Below are 22655 nucleotides of genomic sequence, written 5' to 3'. Positions count from 1 at the left end.
CGTGATTCCGAAATCGAAACACGTCGCGTGAAGATTTCGGTTCACGACTTGGGCGGATCATGCCGATCCTTCCGATTGGAGTGCGTACGCAAGGAACGCGTCGCCTCACCCTGGTTCGTCATGCGGGGGCATACGAAATGAGAAACACAATCAATCGGCGTCAACTTTTGGTCGCCCTGGCTACCACATCCCTGGTTTCACCGGCCTGGAATGCAACGGCAGCCCCTCCTGCGAATGCCAACGGCGGCGGATTGGTGGGTGAACCCATCCAATTGATCACCGCCAATGATTTGCCGGAGGCTCGCGTCGTCCGACTGCCACCGGTGGATGAAACTGTGAAACAGGTCGTGGTCACGTCGATCGCAATCGATCCGCGTGGCGAATGGCTGGCAGTTGCCGGCGACGACCATGTGATCCGCCTGCTTCGCCTGGAAACGCTGCAAGTGGTTCGAACCCTGGGCGATGGGCATCGATCGGCAAGCTCCCCGATCGGGCACAGCGACATGATTCGCACGCTCGCGTTTGATGCCACCGGCAGCCGTTTGGCCTCGGCAGGCAATGATGGTCGCCTGATCATCTGGGATCGCAACGACGACTTTTCGGTGCTGCAAGAAATCGGCTCCGCCCCAGCCTTGGCGTGCGTCAGCTTTTCGCCCGCCGGGGATCAAATGGTTGCGGTCGGTTTTGACAAAGAGGTTTTCTTGATCTCGAACCAGGCCGGCAACCACGAGCGATTGTTTTGCGATTGCAATGATTTGCGATGCTGTGTCTACCGAGCCGATGGAGAAGCCCTGGCGATCGCAGGCCGCGATGGTCACCTGCACTTGTTTGATCCCCGAACCGGCAAACTGATTGCAGACCAACATCTGCACCAGCGACGAGTTCGGGACCTGGCGTTCATGCCGAACTCGGACATCTTGGTCAGTGTCGACGAAGATGGCGTGATCATGCGTTGGGACACCCGGACCAATGAGGTGCTGTCACAACAAACGATTACCTCGGGACGGTTGTTCTCGTTGGCGATCGTCGACAGTCACCGCATCGCTGCTGCTGGCAGTGACGATGTGATTCACTTGGTCGACCTGGCAGACGACGGCCGCTCGCTTTATGTCGCCGGGCAACTGAGAGGCCATGTGGGCTCGGTGGCAACACTCGCCGCAGTCGATGGCATGGTTTTCTCCGGCGGATTCGATGCGACTTTGCGACGCTGGGACCTGAATCAGAACGCGATCGCTGACAGCAAGATTGCACTCGGAAACGACGGGTCGTCCCCGGCCAGCGAACCGACACCTCGCTAAGCCGTCGACCGCATCTCATCCTTCCACTCCTTCAGCTGACCTGAACTCCCTCGTGTTCAACTGAAATCAATGTGCGGTACAAGGAGGTACCAAACGTGATCTGGAAACGTCTCGAACGATTGCTAACACCCAACACTTCTGCTTCGACTGGGCGGAAGATGCGCATCGAGTCGCTGGAGAGTCGTCGTTTGATGGTGGCGGATCCGATCCATGTGGGATTGGTCTATCTCGAAACGGACTACTTGGAATCCGATCAAGACGTCGGCAGCGATTCCAAAGGCGACCGGTTCCTGCTTTCTTTCACCGGCGGAGCCCCCGGCACTGAGCTGACCGAACTGATCATCCGCACTGACAAAGACGGTGACGGCATCTCGGTTGGCGACCCGATCTTTGACACCGAGGTGGGCGGTCGCGGCAAAAATGGCGCGCATCCATTCACGGTCCAGAACATCGAAACACTCGATGGAACTCCCGCCGATGTCACGGCAAGCGTCGACGACGGTGGGCAATTCCTGAAGCTCAACTTCCGTGGCTTCAGCGCGGGCGATCGGCTGGAGTTCACGATCGACGTGGACGAAGTGCTCCGCAACCTCCCGGACCTCGATGAATTCAACAGTCGACTCGATGTCATCACTTCGGGACAAGAGTTCCAAGACTCGATCCTAGAAGCTCTTTTCGAAGCCCCGGACTACTACGCCGCCGAAGCCGATGCGATCTTCCTGAATGACTTTGGTGACCCAGCCCAAGAATACGGTCTGGATTTGCCGCCGGATGAAGGGTCGGACATCGACAGTCGGCCCAACCGCTCCGCGGCCGCCGTTGGGACCGCCACGCAAACTCCGATCCCAGCCTCAATCGGTGGTTTCGTTTATCGAGATGACAACGACTCGGGCACCAAAGACGCTGGCGAAGTCGGCTTGGGCGGCGTCACGGTTCGGTTGCTCCCCGTCGACACGATTGCACCCCAGAACCAGCTTGAAACCAAAACCAACGCGGATGGTTCGTACCAATTCACGAACTTGATGCCAGGTCGTTACCGCATCGTCGAAGTCGACCAGCCCGCTGATTTGGAAGACGGCAAGGACGCAGCCGGCACCATCGACGGCCAAGTGGTCGGTTCGGCGATCAATCCCGGCGACGAAATTCGCGACATCGTGCTTGGTGGCGGCGATGTCGGGGTGGAATACAACTTCGGCGAAGTCCCTCTGGGTTCGATTGGTGGCTTTGTGTACTTGGCCGCGCCGGGTGCAGACTGCGATGGTGATCACGACGCCGGTGACAGCACGCCTCTGCAAAACGTCGAAGTTCGATTGATCGACGAACAAGGCAAATTGGTCGCGACCACCCGGACCGGTGCGGACGGCAGTTACCTCTTCGATGACCTTCGTACAGGCGTCTACGAGATCGTTGAGATCACGCCTGACGGGTTGCTGGATGGCGGATCGCATCCCGGAGAGATTCGCACGATCGCTTCGAACATCTTCGTGCCCATTGGTGGCTCCGTCGATGGTGGACGCATCACCAACGTCGCGTTGCCGCCCGGCGGCGAAGGCCACGAGTACAACTTCTGCGAAGCCGCCCCGGGATCGTTGTCGGGCGAGGTTTATCACGACCGGGACAACGACGGAAATCGAGACGCTGGCGAAGAAGCGATCCCCGGCACCGAATTGGTGCTGGTCGGCTCGGATGGAAACGTCGTCGCCACCACCGTCACCGGGCCCGATGGCGAGTACAAGTTCAGCGGTTTGGCAGCGGACACGTACCGTATCATCGAAACCCAGCCGCTTGGATACATCGACGGCATCGACTCCGTTGGGCAAATCGACGGAACCACGGTCGGTGGACTGGGGTCGGATGCAGACAGCTTCGTCAGCATCACGCTGCGTCAAGGTTTGCACGGCGTGAACTATGACTTCGGCGAACGCCAACTGGCGTCGCTCAGTGGACGCGTGCACGTCGACTTCGACGAAGATTGCTTCAAAGACGATGACGAACCGGTCCTGGAAGGCGTGACCATCACCTTGGTCGACGAGAGCGGCAAGCAAGTTGCTCAAACCCAAACGGACGCGGACGGTCGGTACACCTTCACCGATCTGATTCCTGGCAACTACACCGTCATCGAAACGCAACCGGACGGCTACTTCGAAGGTGGCGCCAAACCGGGTTCGGCAGGCGGCGTCAGCGAAAACGGCAGCCGAATTGGCTCGATCACGCTGACGTCGGGCGAAGTCGCCGTGAACTACGACTTCTGCGAGCGGCCACCGTCGGAAATTTCCGGGATCGTGTACGTCGATCGCGACGCAGATTGCTTCCGCGATGCAGACGAAGAAGGACTGTCGGGCGTTCGCGTTGAATTGGTCAACGAAGCCGGCGACGTCATCGCGACCACGCTCACCGATGCCTCGGGTGCGTACAAGTTCACCTTCCTGCCAGCCGGTTTCTACACCGTTCGCGAAATTCAGCCGAGCGGGTACTTCCACGGCGGTCAAAAAGCGGGCAGCCACGGTGGCAACGACTCCCAAGCCGATGTGATTTCGACCATCGACATGGGCTGGGGCGAAACCCTGACGCAGTACAATTTCTGCGAATTGCTGCCCTCTGAGTTGTCCGGCGTCGTGTACGTCGACAAAGATGCAGATTGCTTCCGCGATGCAGACGAGATTGGCCTGGCCGGCGTGATCGTGGAACTGTTCGATGAGAACGGTGCCTTGGTCGGCAGCACGACCACCGACGCCAATGGTGCCTATCACTTTGGCAACTTGAAATCGGGCGTCTACACCGTTCGTGAAACGCAACCGGAAGGCTACTTCCATGGCGGACAAAAGGCGGGCTCGGGCGGCGGCGATGACAGCCTTGCCGACGTGATCTCGACCATCGACATCGGCTGGGGCGAAACGCTGACCGACTACGACTTCTGCGAGCGATTGCCATCGGAGTTGTCGGGTGTGGTCTACGTCGACAAAGACGCCGACTGCTTCCAAGACCACGACGAACCGGGACTGGGCGGCGTGTTGATTGAGCTGTTCAACTCAGCCGGTGAATTGGTCACCACAACGACCACCATTGCGGATGGCTCGTATCACTTTGGAAACTTGCAGGCCGGTTCCTACACCGTTCGCGAAACCCAACCGGACGGCTACTTCCACGGCAGCCAAATGGCCGGCAGTGCAGGCGGCAACGACAGCGTCGACGATGTGATCTCAACGATCCCGGTCGGCTGGGGCGAGTCGCTGATCAACTACGACTTCTGCGAAGTTCTGCCCAGCACCATCTCGGGCATGGTCTGGGCGGACACGGTTCGCAACAGCGTCTTCGATGACGGCGAGACTCCGCTGGCCAACGTGATCATCGAGTTGCGTGATGAGACCGATCAAGTCATCGCGACCACGCAGACCGACAACCAAGGTCGCTACACGTTTGATTCGTTGCCGCCGGGAACCTACTCGGTCCACGAGTCACAACCCGATGACTATTTCCAAGGTGGCCAGATCGTCGGCGACTTCGGCGGCCGTGTCCTTCGCAGCGACGTGATCGGTGAAATCACGATTCCTGGCGGCATCAACGCGATCGGCTACGACTTCCCTGAGTTGCCACCCGCAACGATCACTGGCTACGTCTTCCAAGACGGCGAGAACCTGGTGCTCCGGGAAGCTCCCAGCCCGGAAGACTTGCGAGAGTACCGCGATGGCGAATTGACAGACGACGACACACGATTGTCTGGTGTCACACTCGAACTTCGCAATGTGCTGGGCAGTCCCATCGACAGCGCCACCGGAGCCCTGGCGGGAACCTATGGCACCGAAACCATTCGCGTCACCACCGACGAAAATGGTTTCTACGTCTTCAGCGGTTTGCGACCTGAAACGGTTTACTCGGTTTACCAAGTCCAACCCGAGGGCTTCATTGATTCGCTGGACACGCCCGGCACGCTTGGCGGTTTGGCAATCAACGTCGCTGACTTTGTTTCCGACAGCGGCGAAGGAACGCTGACGTTCCCGACGTCCGTTCAAAACCTGATGGCGGACTCATCCACCGACCCGAAGTTCGATGCGATCCTGCAATTGTTCGTGGGTGCTGGCCAGACCAGTGCCGACAACAACTTCAGCGAAATCGCCATCGAAGATCCGCCAGACTTTCCACCCGAAGAATACCCGACTCCCGATCCGATCAGTCGCCCTTTGGTGCCCATCGAAACGTTCGAGACCCCGATCCGACCGATGGCATTTGGAATCCACCTGGATCCCCACCAGCAATTCTTCTTCGCAGATGAATGGCAAGTCAGCTGGCACCTGAGCGTGATCAACGGTGGCTTCCCACGAGGCGGCGGTGCTGATTCAGGAATCGTTCAGGCAGACGAGTTCTCCGATGACGGCGACCTGATTCGTCCGGCCAACTACCGCACCGAACTCGATGGCGATGGCGAAGAAGGAAGCGAACGAAAAGGCAAGCTGCCGAGCTCGTTGATGCGAAACGATTTGATGGCGGGTCTTTGGCACATCCAAACCCCCACGGTTCGAACGCTGGCATCACAATCCGATTCGGGCTCTCACATTCAAATGGGACACCCCGATGCCACCGCGCTCACCGGTGACTTCAATGGCGATGGCGTTGACGAAGCGGTGTTGTTCATCGGTGGACAATGGTTCGTGGACCTCAACGGCAACGGCACATGGGACGCTGGCGACCTTTGGGTTCGGCTCGGAACGGAACTCGATCGCCCCGTCGTGGGTGACTGGGATGGCGACGGCAAAGACGACGTCGGGATCTTCGGACGCCGCTGGGAAAACGACTGGGCTCGCATCCGCCGCGACCCCGGTTTGCCCGACCCCGCCAACACACGTCGACGTGGCCTGACGCGTGAGGAATTGGTCCCCCGTGAAACCACCGCCAACGAAGATCAGCAACGGATGTTGATGCGGGGCGAAGATGGGGGACTGTTGGCCGATGCGGTGGACCACGTCTTCCAGTACGGCGAACAAGTCGACACACCCATCGCCGGTGACTGGAACGGCGACGGCATTGACCAAATCGGTGTTTTCCGCGGCGGCCAGTGGTTGCTCGATGATGATGCCGACGGTCGTTGGACAGGCAAAACCAAGCCCCACGACTTTGGCCGCCCCGGTGACGAGCCAATCGTGGGCGACTTCGACGGTGACGGCATCGATGAAATCGGTGTGGTCCGAGGCGATGTCTGGATCATCGACAGCGATGGCGACCGAAAGTTGACCGCCAACGACAAACGCATCGCCGTGCCGCGAGAGTCAGCGGATTCGCAGCCGATCGTGGGAGATTTCAATGGCGACAACAAGGACGAACCTGGCTACTACACCAACGCTGGCTGATCGCTGAAACCGTTGGTCGCTCGGCCTTCGTTGGTGCATCAGCCAATCGATCCCAACCCGAAGCGTCAGCGAGTGGACCAGCGGATCAATCCACCAGTCCGTCAAAAGTTGCTTGCACCGTAGGACTGGGAAGTCCATCCTTCGGTCGGTCGACCACGAGCTGATCGTGCGTCAAAACCTGAAATCAGGGTAGCGAAACTCGTCAAGAGTTTCGACTTGCTTGACGAAATCCCGAAAGTCTTGACGACTTCCGCGACGGTGATGCCCCGCAATCCGTTTGAACGTGGCTTTGACAGAGCCCACCCTCTTCCCCTTTGATTGAGTTCTTTGATGTCAGATCGCATTGTTCTTCGCACGGGCGAATCGCTTGTCGCCGGTGGCCCACCCTTCACCGCTGCGGAACCCGAAGTCGTCATCGGCGAACTCGACGGCCCCGTTGGCACGGCCCTGGCCACTTTGACGGGGGACCAATCAATGGGTCACTCCAAAGTCTTCGCGATTCTGAACACCGACATCCAAGTCCGTCCGGTGACGTTGTGCGTCAGCAAAGTGACGGTCAAAAACAGCCGCTACACCAACATCCTGATGGGCACGGTCCAAGCCGCGATCGCCAACGGAGTTTTGGATGCGGTTCGCGCCGGCGATCTCCCCAAGGAAAAGGCCAACGACCTCGGCATCATCTGCAGTGTGTGGTTGAACCCTGGTGTCATTGATGACGACAACTTGGACCACAAGGCCTTGTTCGACATTCACCGCCAAGCGATGGCGCAAGCGATTCACAAAGCGATGAACAACGAACCATCGATCGATTGGTTGCTCGATAACCAAGACAAGATCACCCACAAGTATTACCAAATGGGTCTCGACGGCAAAATCTAGTTTGCCATCACGCATCGTCGCCGATTGACTCCGCCCAATCGACGAGCCCCGCGGCGAAGCTTGGTTTTTGAATTCCATCCGTAGCGGAAGTCGTCAAGACTTTCGGCGATTCAGGATCCAAATCGAAACCATTGACGAGTTCCGCGACCCGAGAACGCAAGCCGCTCTGCGATCGCCGATTTGGTTCCCGAACGATTGCGTTACCGGAACAGCGAACCGTTGGCAGGCACTTCACTTGCCTGACCGTTCAAGGCAGCGATCCATTCCGCGGGGTCGTTGCCCAGGTCTTTCCCGGTGCTCTCACGAAGCGTTTCGATCACCAAATCTTGCGTGGCAGGGTCTCGGTCTTGAAGGGCCAGCTTGAGCGAATTGGTTGAGATCTCGCCGGGGTGCTTGCCCAGCGCCGCGATCGCGGCGTGGCGGACGTCTTGGTCTTGAGATTCACCTGCGATCGACGCCAACAACTGAGCCGCCTGTTCTTCGGGTCGCTCACCCAACGCACGGCATGATTCCATGCGGACCTTCAGGTTGTCATCCTTCAAGCCTTTGGCGACCAAATCGAGCGTGCCCGCGTCTTTCGAACGTCCGGCGGCCAAGATCGCCAAACGACGCATCTCGGCACTGGGATCGTTTTCATAGATCTGTTCCAGGTGCGGTGTCCAAGTCAGTTGGCGCTCTTCCGGCATCGCGATCATCGAATCCGCCAGCGACTGCAGCTCTTGGCGACGCTTGTGATCCGTCACCCCGATCGCCTCATCCGCCTTCCACTGACGCATCGTGAAGTAGGGATTGGCATGCTTGAGCGCATACATGGGACCATCGTGACAGCCTCCGCACAGCACCAAAACAGGGGCCGTCAGGAGGACAGACATCAACGGAACGATCGACTGGAAAAGGCGACTCGCCATGCGGTTCATCCGGGACGGGAAGATTCATTGAACAATTCAACCTTCGACGTAACAAATCCGCGTGGATGAGAAAAACCCCAATTCACCCCCGAAACGTTTCACGCCAGTGTTTCACAAGAGCGGAGTTCAGCCTCCATCAGCCTGTTCGACCTCGCCAACGGGAACACGCCGGAGGCGTTCAAGAGAGTAGCCGGCGGTCGAACGAAGCGAACACCGCCGGAGGCTGCGACATCCTCCGGGCTCGTCCACGACTTCTCCCGACCGAATCCTCGAAGAACTGATAGAACGGCGCAAAAGGAGCCGGTCCCCGGTTAGGCAACGTCCACCGGGAAGACTATCTTTTTTTCGCTCGGGGAGATGTCCAGCGAGCCGTCGACTCAGTGCTGGATCGCTGCTCCCAGACTGCCAATCCCAGATCAACTTGGAATCTCAACCATTGTCATCCCGCGGAACGAAAAAACCCTTCGAATCTCTTGATGGACTGCAGCAGTTGACATGTCAACTCCTCGCCGTCGCTTGGGGCCCGGTCGACCTGTCCGATCTATCGAAAATGGTACGAAAAGCGCTGCCTTGCTTGACCAAGCTTGGCAAACCAGGACCTCCCAAGATCACCCAGGCCGTCATCAAGCCGATGATGAGTCAACTGCGAAACATCGGCTACATTCAGCTTCCATCCAGCACCAAATTCCAAATTCGGCCGTCCCTGGGCGATGCGATTCTGAGATCATCGATCCACGAGGGTACGTTCTCGGATCTGGTGGCCATCGTGAACGCATTTCACAAATCACATCGATACTCCTGGGAGCGACATCAGCCTTCAGACAAACTAAAGAAACAACGGATCGCATTCTATCAAGGCGATTTGGAGGGCTACTTCGACCATGCCTCAGAGGACGCGGTCCAAGCACGAACAATGGGCCTGCTGACGCCCTTTGACGAGACCGTCTACGAAGGCCTGCCTTTCGAACTTCAAGATGCCTACTGGCGGGTCTTCGGACCGTCCCTGTTGCACACGGCGAATGGCTCGGCGGCGATGATCGATCACGTCGAAGCTTGGTTGAAACGCTCGTCCCCCGAGGACGAGGCTGCCATTTCGGTGGGTGTCGATTTATTGTTTGCCGCGGGCCGCGTTGCCGCCTTGCAGCCGTTGGCGGAACTGCTGAAACACCAACGCCCCGAAATCCTTGGGCTGGTCTGCCTGCTGCACGGTGATCGAGATCAAGCGATCCAACACTTTGCCACTGCCATGCCAACTGCATCGCGAAAGAAAGGCTCGTCCTCGACGGCATGCCAAACCTTCGCCGGACTTCACTACCCGCTGCTATTGCTCCGGCAGTCCGATCCCCGAGCGACCGCAACGGCTGCAAAGATCATCCAACGACGCATCAAGCAATTGGATGAAGATCTGCTGCAAGGATGTGACGCCGTGTTGAGCGGGTGCGACTTTTTAGGCGACCCGGGACTGGCCCAATCCATCCAAACCAGTTGGACCGATGATGCCTCTCGCCCCTTGGCAACTTTGCTCAGCGGTTATGCGCGTGAAATTTGTTTCAGCACGGAACAAGCAGCCCGTGAACTGAAAAACCTTGCCAAAGTCAGCGAGTTGTATCGCGCCTCGGGAATGGATTGGCTGGCGGCCGAAGCGATGACCCTCGCCAACCGGCTCAAACCAAATCAATCGACTGCGAAAATGATTGCGAAACTGTACCACGCCACCGGCACATCACCGATGGCCGGTCAGTTCGAGCGAACACCCATTTGGAAAACACAACTTGGCGCCTTGCAAGCTTTTGCGGCCAGTTACCAGCCCGCGTCTCCCTCTGCCAAGCAGCCAGGCTCCGCGATACCGGAAGAGCAAAACCGTCTGGCGTGGTTGGTGACCATTGCGACCGATGACCGTCCTCTCGATTGTCGACCGGTTCACCAAAGCTATGGCAAAAAGGGCTGGTCCAAAGGTCGCCCCATTGCTCTGGAGCGAATCCATGACCCGAGTCGACTCGCCGAGTTTGATTTCTTGAAACCTTCGGATCGAAAGATTTGCGGCTCGCTCCGTTGCGACATTTCACGCGATCCCTACGGGTACACGGAACGTTACTACTACTTTGAAACCGCGTTGTTGGTCGATGCCCTGGTCGATCACCCCTGTCTGTTCATGGACGACGACTCCCGATCGCCAATTGAAATTGAAAAGGGTCAGGCTCGTTTGGTGGTCGAGCAATCGCCCGAGGGTGGCGCCACGATTTCCTTGTCACCTCGACCAACATCCCGTGACTGTCATTTGCTGGTGCAACGCGAGAGCACGTCGAAGTTTTCGATTGTTCAATTCAGCGACGCGCAGTTGAAACTGGCGTCGATGTTGTCCGACGGTCTGACGGTGCCCGACTCCGCCGTCGATCAACTGCTCGACGCGGTGCGGCCACTGGCACCGATCGCGCCGTTGCATTCGGAGATCGAAGTCGCCGCCGAGGGTGCGGAGCAAGTCGTCGCTGACAGCGCCATTCACGCTCACTTGACGCCTTACGATCAAGGCCTGCAAATCACCTTCTTCACTCGCCCCTTTGGTGACAGTGGCGGTTTCTTCGTTCCGGGTCAGGGCAGTCGAACGGTCGTCACCAAGGTTGACGGTCAGATGCGATCGACTCGCCGGGATTTGGAGGCGGAATCAGACAGCCTTCGTGCGGTGCAAAACGATTGCGACTTCCTGGGTGAGCAGGCCAACGTCGAGGTCATCGATCTGCCCACTGCGGCGGAGGCTCTCGAAGCGCTGCTGGAACTGGAATCGCTGGTGGAAGAATCACGTTTGACGTTGCACTGGCCCAAGGGGCAAGCCTTTCAAATCGCCGGGTCCGCAGATGAGTCGGACTGGAAGATCAAGATCGATGGGGGGCAGGATTGGTTCGCCGCTTCGGGCAAACTGCAGGTGGACAACCAATTGGCCATCGAGATGATGGATCTGCTGGAGATGGCGAGCGCCAGCACATCCCGATTCGTGCAACTCAACGACGGTCGATTTGTGGCGCTCACCGAACACTTTCGCAAGCGACTGGAAACGATGGCCGCGTACACGGATCGCCGCCAAGACGAAGTGCGGTTCCCCACCATTCGCACCACCGCGATCGCCGAACTGACCGGCAACGCTGACCTGATTGCCGACCAACAATGGAAGACGCAGATCAAGCGAATCGAATCGGCCGACCGCGTGCGACCGAAAGTTCCCAAGACGCTGGACGCAGAACTCCGCGACTACCAAGTCGACGGCTTCAAATGGATGTCCCGTTTGGCTCACCTGGGCGCGGGTGCCTGCCTGGCCGATGACATGGGATTGGGGAAAACGCTGCAGTGCCTCGCCGTTCTGCTCCACCGCGGCAAGTCCGGCCCGGCATTGGTGGTCGCCCCCACATCGGTGGCCGCCAACTGGGTTTCCGAGATCGCACGCTTTGCACCCTCGCTGCGCCCGGTCCTGTTCAGCGAAGCGGATCGCGAGACGGTCATTGAGTCCTTGGGAAAACGAGACCTGCTGATATGCAGTTATGGTTTGCTGGCCAACGAAGCGGAAAAATTGCAATCCCGACGTTGGCAGACGCTGGTTCTCGACGAAGCCCAGGCGATCAAGAACGCAGACACCAAACGCAGCGAAGCAGCGATGGGACTCGAAGCGGATTTCCGAGTCGTGCTCACCGGCACACCCATGGAAAACCATCTGGGTGAACTGTGGAACCTGTTTCAATTCATCAACCCAGGACTACTCGGTTCCTCGGAGTCGTTTCAAGAACGCTTTGCCGTTCCGATCGAACGCGATCATCGCCGCGACGTCCAGCGACAACTCAAGCAATTGATCGCGCCGTTCATTCTGCGACGGACGAAGTCCCAAGTTCTGGATGAACTCCCACCGCGAACCGAAGTCACCGTGCCGATCCAATTGGGTGACAAGGAAGCCGCGATGTACGAAGCCATTCGTCAAAAAGCACTCCAAAACTTGGAGGACAGCGACGACGACCGCCCCATGCACATCAAGATCCTGGCGGAATTGATGCGTCTGCGACGATTCTGTTGTCACCCCGATCTAGTCGACGCCAACGCAGGCCTGAAAGCAGCAAAACTCGAACGGTTCACTGAAACGGTGACGGATCTGATCGAGGGCGGTCACAAGGTGTTGGTGTTCAGCCAGTTCGTCGGCCACCTGCAACTCTTGAGAGACCGACTCGATGAACGTCAGATTTCGTATCAGTACCTGGACGGCAGCACGCCCGCGAAGAAACGCAAGACCAGCGTGGATGCCTTCCAGGACGGCGAAGGCGATGTGTTCTTGATCAGCTTGAAAGCCGGGGGCGTGGGGTTGAACCTGACGGCAGCCGACTACGTGATCCACATGGACCCCTGGTGGAATCCCGCGGTGGAAGACCAAGCGTCCGACCGCGCCCACCGGATGGGACAACAGCGGCCCGTCACGGTGTACCGATTCATCACCACAGGGACCATTGAAGAACGAATCCTGAAACTCCATGAAAGCAAACGCGACCTCGCCGACAGCCTGCTCGAAGGCACCGAGTCATCCGCCAAACTCTCCGCCGAAGAACTCATGAAGTTGATCCTGTAAAGAGAACGCCAGTCGCCGAAAGACGCCTGCCAACCTGACTCGAATCAATCCGTGAGCTCTCCCCCAGCTTCGGAGGTCGTGCACCTTCCGACACCGCTTTTCGGCGGATTTCCACCTGACGTACCTCTCCCAAAACGAAGTTTGGGAAGAGCGATAAACCAGTGGTCTGTTACAGCTAAAAGTGAGGGTTGATCGTAGTGGATGAGGCCACGATCCTTGGATTGGACGCCAGTTCAGGACTCGTGGCCTCGTCCACTACCCGAAAAACAAGTCGTGACAGACCACTCGCTCGAGCGACGCCGTTCAGGCGTGCGCGAGGGTGAGGGCCGGGCATGGGAAGTGACGCGTGTTCCCCATCCCCGGAGAGCCCCGCACAATTTGAACTTTACAATTTACAATTTCACTTTTTCAATCACCGCCCCGCCTCTCAGCCTCCCCGCCACCAACTCCCCACCGTCCACCAGCGAAGCCTCTCTTCGCCAACCCATTCGCGGCCCGCTTCCGTTGCGGCTTGTCGATTGATTCGTCAACAAGGTTTTCACGCATATAGGATGGGCACTCTTGCCCGTCCAAGTTGCGGATGTCGGCCAAGAGTGGCCAACCTACAGCAAAATCGACAAGCCCGTCGCCCACGGGCGAGGTTCGCAAGTTGTTGCGAGCACGGCATTTCAACTCGCGTCCTGCCCCCGCCTGCAGACAACCGGGGCTAACGCCCCAACGGCTCACATGATTATGCCCGATCATTCCTGCCGACCTGCTTAACAGACGCTAGAAAGCCGATCGCACGCACCTCCCCAACCATCGCTCTGCGTCTCTGCGTCTTTGCGTTGAACCAACATCCACCACCCGTCCCAAGAGTGAAACGCCAGGACGCCAACACACTCGAGTCGCCAACGAGACGACTGGGGGGTAGCGTTGCCCGCACGATCAATCATGACAGTCGGATTCCGCGTTGCCGAATCGATCTCGGCTAGCCTTCGTTTCCTTCAACGCTGACGTGGACGGAACCGTTTTCATCAGTGACAGACTGAATCTTGACATCGAGAAAACGCTGCAGCACCTCGATGTGGGTTTGACTGTGCTGCGACAATGGTCCCGTGCGAAATTCACTGCGGTGCCCGTGGCGCGCGGCCAAGCCCATCGGCAACAACAATTGATCGGCCAGGTACGCTCCCACGGGAACCTCGCTGGCCAAGTGGGCTCGAGCCTCTCGCAGCGTCGCACGCGCAATCTGCTCCGCTTTGACTCCGATCTTGCCGAACCCAATGATCAATTCACAGACGTTGTCAAACCCCAGTTCGATCATCACCACATTGCCCGGACCACCGGCTCGCGGAACATCGAGCACCTGGAATGCCTTCTTGTCCCATCCGGTTTTTCGTGCGATCAGGTCACACTCCCGTTCACCCACCGATGCTGGAATCCGGGAAACCAGTGCGGTGACCTTCGGTTTCAGTTTCCCGATTCGGTCCGTCAATGTGAGCCCATTCATGCCGGAGGAGGGCGTGACCTTCATCACCATCCGCCCGCCACCGGCAGGGTAAAACCCGTGGGATTCAAGATCGACTTCCACGTTCGCATTCATCCGAGCCAACAACGGCAGGTAGCAACGCCGAAAGAAATCAAATGGCGGTGCCCAAGCCGCGTGCGTCCCACCGCCAATCTCGATCGTCGAGGGTGCATCCGCATGCAGAAGAACCGGCAGGATGGTCTGCGCAACCAGGATCGCACTGCCCGCCGAACCGACTTCAAAACAATGGTCGCCGCCGGACAATTCCCCAGGCACCAACGTCAATTCATTCGAACCCAATTGGTCTCCGCTGACGTCGCCCGAACAAACCTGCTTGATCGCCCGCACACCTGCCAGATGCTGACGCAGCAGCCCCGGTTTCTTGCGACCGCCGCGAATGTTGGTGAGGCGAATGGGTTGCCCCGTGACCGCCGCGAGGGCGAGCGAAGAGCGGACAATCTGCCCGCCCCCTTCGCCCTCGCTTCCATTGATTTCAATCATCTGCTTTGCTCGCATCCTTGATCACGAAACGGGCTTTCAAACGAGCCACTTCGCTCGCCAATCCAGCGGACTTGACCGAACGCAGGACCTCATTGAAGTCCTTGTAAGCGGCGGGGGCTTCGTCGATCGGGTACTTCCGGCAATTGCTCAAGATGTCGTTGGAATCAAATTCCGCGTCCACCGTCGCTTGATCCAGCACACGCTTGGCATGACGACGCCCGAGTGTCCGTCCCGCACCATGGTTGACGCTGTAACAAGACGCCGACGCACCTTCCTCAGCCACCATCACCGCTGACCCATCGCGTGGATTCCCCGGCAACAAAATCGGGTGTCCCGATTTTGCAAACGGAGTGTTGGCAAGCGAATGGTGGCCACCCGGCATCGCTCGCGTGGCTCCCTTTCGATGCACCCAGGCTGGTCGATTGTCCACGATTTCCTTTCGAGCGATGTTGTGACTGATGAAGTAAACCAAGTTCCCGCGGGTTCCCGGAATCACTTCTTGGAACGCTTCCAGTACGAGAGCATTGATGAGCAAATGGTTCACGGTCGCGAAGTTCGCTCCCAACGCCATGTCATCGAGGTAGTCATTCGCTTCCTCGGTTCCCAAAGGAGCGTAAACCAATTGGCGATCGCCCGCAGGCAGCGGAATCCCCCACCGATCAAACTTGTCTTGCAAGGTACGGAATTGGCCCGAGGCCAAGTTGTGACCAAACCCGCGAGATCCACAGTGCGACAAGAACGCAACGTTTCCATCGATCAGACCAAACGTCTGAGCCACTTCACGGGCGCGGTCGTTGTCGCCCACTTCCACGACTTCGCATTCACCAAAGTGGTTCCCGCCTCCATACGACCCCAGTTGCTGCATTTTGTCGCTGAAGTTGCTCATGTGGCGATGCCCCAGGATCGATTCGAGTCGACTCTCGAGTGCCAACCCCGTGTCATCGTGTCCGACATGATGTGAGTCTTCACATCGGAATGCCCATCCGGTCGGGATCCCAAGAGCGCGGCACACATCGTCGCTTGCCCCTTCGGTCACCAATTGCTTCCCGAGGGTTCGGTTGACATGCCGTGCCTTGGTCACGCTGCGCTGCCCCTTCCCAGCCCCCGTCGGCGTGCGCTGGCAGATCGCCGAAATCAACGCTCGACGAACCTTGCGGTCCTCGATCGCTTCGGCAGGAAGATCCAATTGCAACAAGCTCATCGAACACTTGATGTCGACACCAACCGGACCTGGGTAAATGTGAGTGGGCGAAACCATCACGCAACCCACTGGTGCTCCGTAACCGCAGTGCGCGTCGGGATTCAAAACCAGATCGGTGACCCCGGGGGCCAATCGCGAATTGACGGCTTGCTGCAAACACAAGTCGTCGAAGGTTTCGCGAATGGACTCGGTTCCGAAGACCCGAATCGGCGCGGTCGTTTCCGTCCGCAGCAACGCGGTCGCTTCGCCGGTCGAAACCATTCCGGGGCCGGAGTACTTGAATCGCGAATTCGGGGTGGAGCGAGTCTTGGTGGATGTGGTCATGGAAGCCTCGTGCTGGAGAATTTCGAATGCTGTGGTTGGTTTCTTAACGCATCCCCCGTGCCAAACCCCCGGCAAAGAACGTAAGATGCATCACCACAATGACTTACAAAAACACAGCTCAATTCACGGGAGTGGGCAACACACCCAAGACTTATCCAAAACGCTCGCCAGTTATACTGTGGGATATGAACAAAAAATGCGTTGTCATCGGCCTGCTCGGCGTCCATCTCGACCAACCCCGCAAATCTCGCGATCGGTGGGGCACCTGGCGCCCCTCGGTGGCGATCTGCCAGCAGGATGACTTGATCGTCGATCGGTTCGAACTGATCGCCGAACGTCGTTACTCCAAGCTGGCCGACCAAGTCGTCCAGGACATCGAGACCGTCTCCCCTGAAACGTCCGTGCGAGTGCATCCGATCGCATTGAAAGATCCGTGGGATCTGGAAGAGGTCTACGCGGGACTGCATCAGTTCTCTCGCGACTACGCCTTCGACACGGACGCCGAAGACTACTTGGTTCACATCACCACCGGGACCCACGTCGCACAAATCTGCCTGTTCCTGTTGACGGAGTCCCGTCACTTGCCGGGGCGTTTGATTCAAACGTCGCCGCCGCCAGCGAGAGGTCGATCCAAGCAACAGGAGGCGGCCTCGGTTCAGGGAACGTTCCAGATCATCGACTTGGATCTGTCCCGCTACGACGAACTGGCCAAACGCTTTGGTCAAGAACAAGACGAAGCACGCTCCATCCTCAAACACGGCATTGAAACCAAGGACCCGTCCTTCAATGCACTGATTGACCGGATCGAGCGAGTGACTCTGGCGACGAAGGCACCGATCTTGATGTCCGGTCCGACTGGGGCTGGCAAAACGCAGCTTGCCAAACTCGTTTACGAACTCAAGCACAGCCGGCGACAGGTCAGCGGCCCGTTCGTCGAAGTCAACTGCGCAACGATCCGAGGCGAACAGGCCATGTCAGCGTTGTTCGGTCACACCAAGGGAGCCTTCACGGGAGCGAGCTCGGCACGTGCGGGACTGCTAAAATCCGCCGATGGCGGCATGCTGTTCCTCGACGAGATCGGTGAACTGGGACTGGATGAACAAGCGATGATGCTGCGGGCGATCGAGGAGAAAGAATTCACGCCGGTCGGGTCCGACCAAAGCATCCACAGCGACTTTCAATTGATCGCGGGAACGAATCGTGATTTGATCGCAGAAGTCTGTGCGGGCAGGTTTCGCGAAGACCTGCTGGCAAGAATCAACCTTTGGTCGTTTCGATTGCCCGGCCTCCATGAACGGCGAGCCGACATCGACCCCAACCTGGACTACGAGCTGCAGCAGTTCACGCGTGACTCCGGACAGAAGGTCACGATCAGCAAAGAGGCTCGAAAGGCGTTTGTCGATTTCGCCATGGATCCCGCCACACCTTGGAACGCCAACTTTCGCGATCTCAATGCGGCCGTGACGCGAATGGGCACGCTTGCCGAAGGCGGACGCATCACGATCGAATTGGTGACCGAGGAAATCGCCCGTTTGCGATCCAGTTGGCAGGTCGCCGATGCCCACCGCGAGGACACGTCCATCTTGACCAGCTGCTTGGACGAAACCCAAGTCTCGAAGCTGGATCGCTTCGATCGCGTGCAACTTGCCGATGTCATTCGGGTTTGTCGCGAAAGCCGATCACTGTCACACGCCGGCCGAACCCTGTTTGCCGAGTCACGTAAAGCAAAGGCCAAACCCAACGACGCCGACCGCTTGCGAAAGTACTTGCAACGTTTCGGCTTGAGCTGGAACGAACTGCTCTGAGCGTGGGACGCTGGTCTCGGGGCTTCCGCTCCGAGCTAAGCAGGTACGCAGGTGTCATCGGGTATGTGAGCCGCTGGCGTTAGCCACGGTTTTCACGCACAACCGGGGCTAACGCCCAAACGGCTCACATGGTTGTGCTTGATCACTCCTGCCGACCTGCTTAGTTTTGACGGCGCCTCGGGGGCGAATTTGCGTCCAAGGCTCCGACGGAGACCTCGTGGATCGAGGTCGTGCAGTTTTTAAGTGCAGTGCTCATCAAATCTTGCGAACCCCGCCCGTGAAACGGGAGGGGTCGAGAAACGAGCCTTCAGCGAGGTTTTCGGGGGAGGGCAATTCATACTGCGATCCCATGCTCGTGCCCCCTCCCTCGCGGACGCCTGAACGGCGTCGCTCGACCTCCCCTGAAACTTCGTTTCAGGGGAGGTGCGACAAGTGAAAACCCGCTCAAAAACGGCATTAAAAAACTGCACGGCCTCGATCGCTCGGGGTGGAAGCCCCGAGATGGCTGCGCAAGCTTCAGTCAGACGAATCCTTCTTTCCCCTTGCCATCCAAGCGTCAGCGACCACGGTGTCCCAGACCAACTGAATGACGTGGTAGATGATCATCGGCAACACGCTGACCCCCAGGTCCATGGATGTTTGCAAGCCAATCGCGAGCGTCTTCTGGCTGGCGGAGAAACCCACGGCGATCTGTGTCTCGGGGCCGCGTCCCAGAACCCAACGGGTCAATAGGATTCCGGCCAGCAAACACAGCAGGTGAATCACCGAGGCAGTCGCGATCAGTTGAGCAAAGACCGCCATCCCGCCTTCCTCGGTGATCGAGGCCAGCTTGTCGGCGGTGGTCACGGCACCGAACACCACCATGGTCAGGATGCCGCCCTGCGCTGCCCAAGACAGCCTTGGCTTGGTTCGATCCGCCCACTCGGCCCACCCCCCAAGACGCATGCACTGGGCCAAGGTCAACGGAGCCACCACCACCAATCCCAACTTGATCGCTTGCTCCCCCAACGTCTGACCGCCCGCTCCAGCGGCCTCGGCCGTCACTGCCGATCCAGCCACCGCCTGCAGACCACGGGTGAGTTCCACCACGGCTTCGGTTTCCGACACCCACCACCATCCCAATGGGATCACACCCACGCAGGCGAGATTGGTCACCACCGTCGTCAACATCGGAATCGAATCGTCGCCCCCGGCGCGGCGCGTCCACACCATCGCCGACGCAAGCGTGCAAGGCACCAACGAAGCGACGTAGAACGACAACCTCCATTCCGGCGCCATCCACCCTGCAATCCACCAGGCCGCCACAGGAACCGCCAGCGTGTTGAGGCTGACCGCGGCCAGCACCGCCATGGGGCGCCGCACCGCATCCGTCACCGATCGCAACGGCAGCGTCATCCCCGATGCCCACATGACAGCAAACACGACCGCGCCGCGAAGCCATTCCTGCTCCGCGACCGGACGAAGCACGTCAGCGGCGGTGAATCCAATCGCGAACAAAACCGCCAACGTCAGAAGAAACCCGTGCCGTCGTCCCCAGGCAAAAATCGGATTCATTCGGATCAAGCCTGGTTGGCTGCGGCGTGCTTCGCTGCTTCCACCGCTTGGGCGATCACGTCGCGAGATTTCTGGCAACCTTCCGCGGCGACCTGCTCAGCGGGCAGCTTCCAATAACCTGGGTTGAACAACTCCAGCGAGAACGTGCCGACGAATCCGTTGCGAAGCAACATCGCAATCGTGCCCACCAAGTCACACACCCCGTCGCCCGGATACACCCGGTCTTTGTCCGCGATGACATCGATGCCGGGCTGGCCGGGATAGTCGTTGATGTGGAACAACGGCATGCGGGACGCTTCGATCATCCCCAGTGACGACATCTCATTGCCGCCTTTGTAGATGTGATAGAAATCCGGCAGCACGGCGGCGGACGGATGAGCGGCGGCCGTCGAAACGTAGGCCAACTCCGCCAGGCGATGCAGCACCGGCGAGAACCCCCAGAGCTCCAACAACGGAGTCACTCCCATCGTGTCACCGAGCTCCAAGATGGCCCGGTAACGTTCGCCGATCGTCTCCAGTGAAGGTGCCCCGTCCTCACCAAGTTCTTCGGTTCGGTGAACGCCAATCGGAGGCGCTGCCATTTGTTTGCCACCGAGCGATGCCACCAACTCCATGTCCCGCTTGGCTTCGTCCAAACCGGCTTGGCGTTCCGCCGGATCATCCACGATCCAACGGGCAAATCCGATCGCACCGACAACATTCAGTCCTGCGTCGTCGAGCTGCTTCTTCAAATCGGAAACGCTGCCGCCCCCGTCGACATAGCTTCGCAGGTCACGGATCCACGGTTCGATGCCATCAAATCCGGCTTTCGCAACGACCTCGATTTGCTGGGGCACGGTCAAGTTGTGCCCGCGAAGCGTGCTGGTGTTCATCGCCAGCGGTGGCACTGGAATCATGTCCATCAAATTCGTCTTGGCAGCAAGCATCGTGCGTGACTCTCCCGCGAGAAGTTGAGTGGCGGGCAAAGCCGCCGCTGCGACAGTGGAGGCCGCCAACAACGCTTGGCGACGAGGAATGGGGTTCGACATCAAGGCAGCATCCTGAGGAATGAAAACCCACAGTGTATTTCAATCCGAGGGCGAGCGGTCGGTTTCCCATGAACCGCCGATGGTTTAGGTCATTCTGCTACTTCACGAGTCGCTTGCAACCGAGAAGGGTTCGGGTAGCGAAACTCGTCAAGAGTTTCGATTGGCAGCGCGAATCCCCGAAAGTCTTGACGACTTTCGCTACTCGGGATCTGCGCAAGCCGCCCCGAGCAGGTCGTAGCTCCACTGCCGTGTGCGCCCACCACCGGATGGAGAAGGGTTCGGGTAGCGAAACTCGTCAAGAGTTTCGATTGGAAGCACGAATCCCCGAAAGTCTTGACGACTTGCGCTACTCGGGATCTGCGCAAGCCGCCCCGAGCAGATCGTAGCTCCACTGCCGTGTGCGACCACCACCGGATGGATCCGGCACAAATCGGGATCCGCCATCCGATGTTGGATCGCAAACCGTTTCGGTTTGCCCATGCAAAGAACTTGCCAGCATTTTTTCCGCCGTGTACTTGGTCCCCAAGTCGGCGTCCGGATGCTCCTTCGCAGCGGCAGCCGACATCCTCACCGCCCAGTCGAATCGAACAGCAGGGAGCGGGTTCTCATCTGCCGCGGTGCCGCCTGTTTCCAACACTTGCACGCTGACGCTGAAGTGGCTGCTGCCGGCACAGCCGACTCCCAGGATCGTCGGCACGCCTTCGATGGTCTCGGTCGACAACTGTTGAAGTGCTGGCGAGGCGGGCCAATCCTGGTCGGACGAGCCTTCTTCGCTGCGAGCTTCGCACACCTCGCCCGATTCAGACTGCCAGCGAACGACGTGAGCGTAGCGATCCTGCTGCCACTCAAACCGAATTTGCAAACTCCCGTTTTCGGTTTGCAGCTGGTGCGCGGGTGGAGTCGAGATGGATGAATTCATGGATGTGTGTTCCAGGCTGGATGGCGGGTGACTCAGGCGACTTCGACCGGCGAGGTTGCGAAACGCTGCATCAATCGCAGTCCGTCTCCCTGGCTCTTTTCGGGGTGGAATTGCGTCGCGATCAAGTTGCCACGACGCACGGCAGCACAAAACTCGCCGCCGTAGTCACAGGTCAGCGCGATCACCGACGGATCGGTCGGACGAACGTAGTACGAGTGAACAAAGTAAAAATGAGTTCCGGATGGAATGCCCAGATCGGCCCCCGCCGATTGAACGTCGACCGCGTTCCATCCCATGTGCGGGACCTTGTATTCCACCGGCAATTCAAACGGGACCACGTCGCCAGCCAACACCCCCAGGCCTTCGTGGGTGCCGCCTTCCAGCCCCTGCTCAAACAACATTTGCAGGCCCAGGCAGATTCCCAAAAAAGGTTTGCCCGACGCGATGAAGTCCTTGATCGGTTTTTCCAAATCGCGGCGACGAATTTCGCCAATCGCATCCCCAAACGCTCCCACGCCCGGCAGAATCAACCGTTCGGCCGCCGCGATCTGGCTGGCGTCACTGGTGATCTCCGCTTCCACGCCCGAACGCTCCACCGCCTTTTGGACGCTGCGGAGGTTTCCCATTTGGTAGTCAACGATGGTGATCATGGGTGCCAATCTCAAAAAGCGGTTTCGCGGAAACGGGGTTACGAGAGGACAAAGTCGGTGGAACGGTGTGCCGTCGGTCGTTTTACAACATCAGCTTGCCAGTCCTAACCCGACGCACGACGGCGAATTGATTTTGTTG

Annotated in this window: 12 protein-coding genes; 5 read left to right on the top strand and 7 right to left on the bottom strand. The window is 58.6% G+C overall.

What is annotated here, in order from left to right; translation table 11 throughout:
• Nucleotides 1-137: 137 nt before the first annotated feature.
• The 3 genes from RISK_RS00315 (at nt 138) to fae (ending at nt 7519) form a co-directional block, all read left to right on the top strand.
• The gene (locus RISK_RS00315) at nt 138-1298 is read left to right on the top strand and encodes a WD40 repeat domain-containing protein (protein WP_236695904.1); all 1161 of its coding nucleotides are present in this window, start codon (nt 138-140) and stop codon (nt 1296-1298) included.
• A 158-nt stretch (nt 1299-1456) separates the two neighbouring features.
• Nucleotides 1457-6640 carry an MSCRAMM family protein gene (locus RISK_RS00310; protein WP_047812255.1) on the top strand — a complete coding sequence of 1728 codons (5184 nt, stop codon included), beginning with the start codon at nt 1457-1459 and terminating at the stop codon, nt 6638-6640.
• 330 nt (nt 6641-6970) lie between these two features.
• On the top strand, nt 6971-7519 hold the full coding sequence (fae, locus tag RISK_RS00305; protein ID WP_047812254.1) for a formaldehyde-activating enzyme: 549 nt from the start codon (nt 6971-6973) through the stop codon (nt 7517-7519).
• Nucleotides 7520-7719: 200 nt separating this feature from the next.
• Here the strand turns inward: fae and RISK_RS00300 are convergent, their stop codons facing one another.
• A complete protein-coding gene (locus RISK_RS00300; protein ID WP_047812253.1) occupies nt 7720-8436 on the bottom strand; it encodes a HEAT repeat domain-containing protein in 717 nt (238 codons plus the stop codon).
• 541 nt (nt 8437-8977) lie between these two features.
• Here RISK_RS00300 and RISK_RS00295 point away from each other — a divergent pair.
• On the top strand, nt 8978-13024 hold the full coding sequence (locus tag RISK_RS00295; RefSeq protein WP_236695903.1) for a DEAD/DEAH box helicase: 4047 nt from the start codon (nt 8978-8980) through the stop codon (nt 13022-13024).
• A 970-nt stretch (nt 13025-13994) separates the two neighbouring features.
• On the opposite strand, the gene rtcA is transcribed toward RISK_RS00295, so the two are convergent.
• Nucleotides 13995-15035: an RNA 3'-terminal phosphate cyclase gene (rtcA, locus tag RISK_RS00285; RefSeq protein WP_047812251.1), complete on the bottom strand. Its 1041-nt coding sequence runs from the start codon at nt 15033-15035 to the stop codon at nt 13995-13997.
• Complete coding sequence (locus RISK_RS00280) at nt 15028-16560, bottom strand: RtcB family protein (protein WP_047812250.1); 1533 nt, start codon at nt 16558-16560, stop codon at nt 15028-15030. Before RISK_RS00280 ends, rtcA begins: the two co-directional genes overlap by 8 nt.
• 185 nt (nt 16561-16745) lie before the next feature.
• On the opposite strand from RISK_RS00280, the gene rtcR reads away from it, so the two are divergent.
• Nucleotides 16746-18365, top strand: coding sequence for an RNA repair transcriptional activator RtcR (gene rtcR, locus RISK_RS00275; protein ID WP_047812249.1), 1620 nt, complete (start codon nt 16746-16748; stop codon nt 18363-18365).
• 516 nt (nt 18366-18881) lie between these two features.
• On the opposite strand, the gene RISK_RS00270 is transcribed toward rtcR, so the two are convergent.
• From RISK_RS00270 to hisH, 4 genes are all read right to left on the bottom strand, one after another.
• The gene (locus RISK_RS00270) at nt 18882-19919 is read right to left on the bottom strand and encodes a bile acid:sodium symporter family protein (protein WP_047812248.1); all 1038 of its coding nucleotides are present in this window, start codon (nt 19917-19919) and stop codon (nt 18882-18884) included.
• 5 nt (nt 19920-19924) lie between these two features.
• On the bottom strand, nt 19925-20791 hold the full coding sequence (locus RISK_RS00265; RefSeq protein WP_047812304.1) for a sugar phosphate isomerase/epimerase family protein: 867 nt from the start codon (nt 20789-20791) through the stop codon (nt 19925-19927).
• A gap of 502 nt (nt 20792-21293) precedes the next feature.
• Nucleotides 21294-21866, bottom strand: coding sequence for a hypothetical protein (locus tag RISK_RS00260; RefSeq protein WP_047812247.1), 573 nt, complete (start codon nt 21864-21866; stop codon nt 21294-21296).
• Nucleotides 21867-21898: 32 nt separating this feature from the next.
• Complete coding sequence (hisH, locus tag RISK_RS00255) at nt 21899-22516, bottom strand: imidazole glycerol phosphate synthase subunit HisH (RefSeq protein WP_047812246.1); 618 nt, start codon at nt 22514-22516, stop codon at nt 21899-21901.
• Between the last annotated feature and the right edge of the window lie 139 nt (nt 22517-22655).

Source organism: Rhodopirellula islandica (assembly GCF_001027925.1).
Lineage (GTDB): Bacteria > Planctomycetota > Planctomycetia > Pirellulales > Pirellulaceae > Rhodopirellula > Rhodopirellula islandica.
The sequence above is the reverse complement of the archived record's forward strand: the minus strand, read 5'-3'. Positions and strand labels throughout refer to the sequence as shown.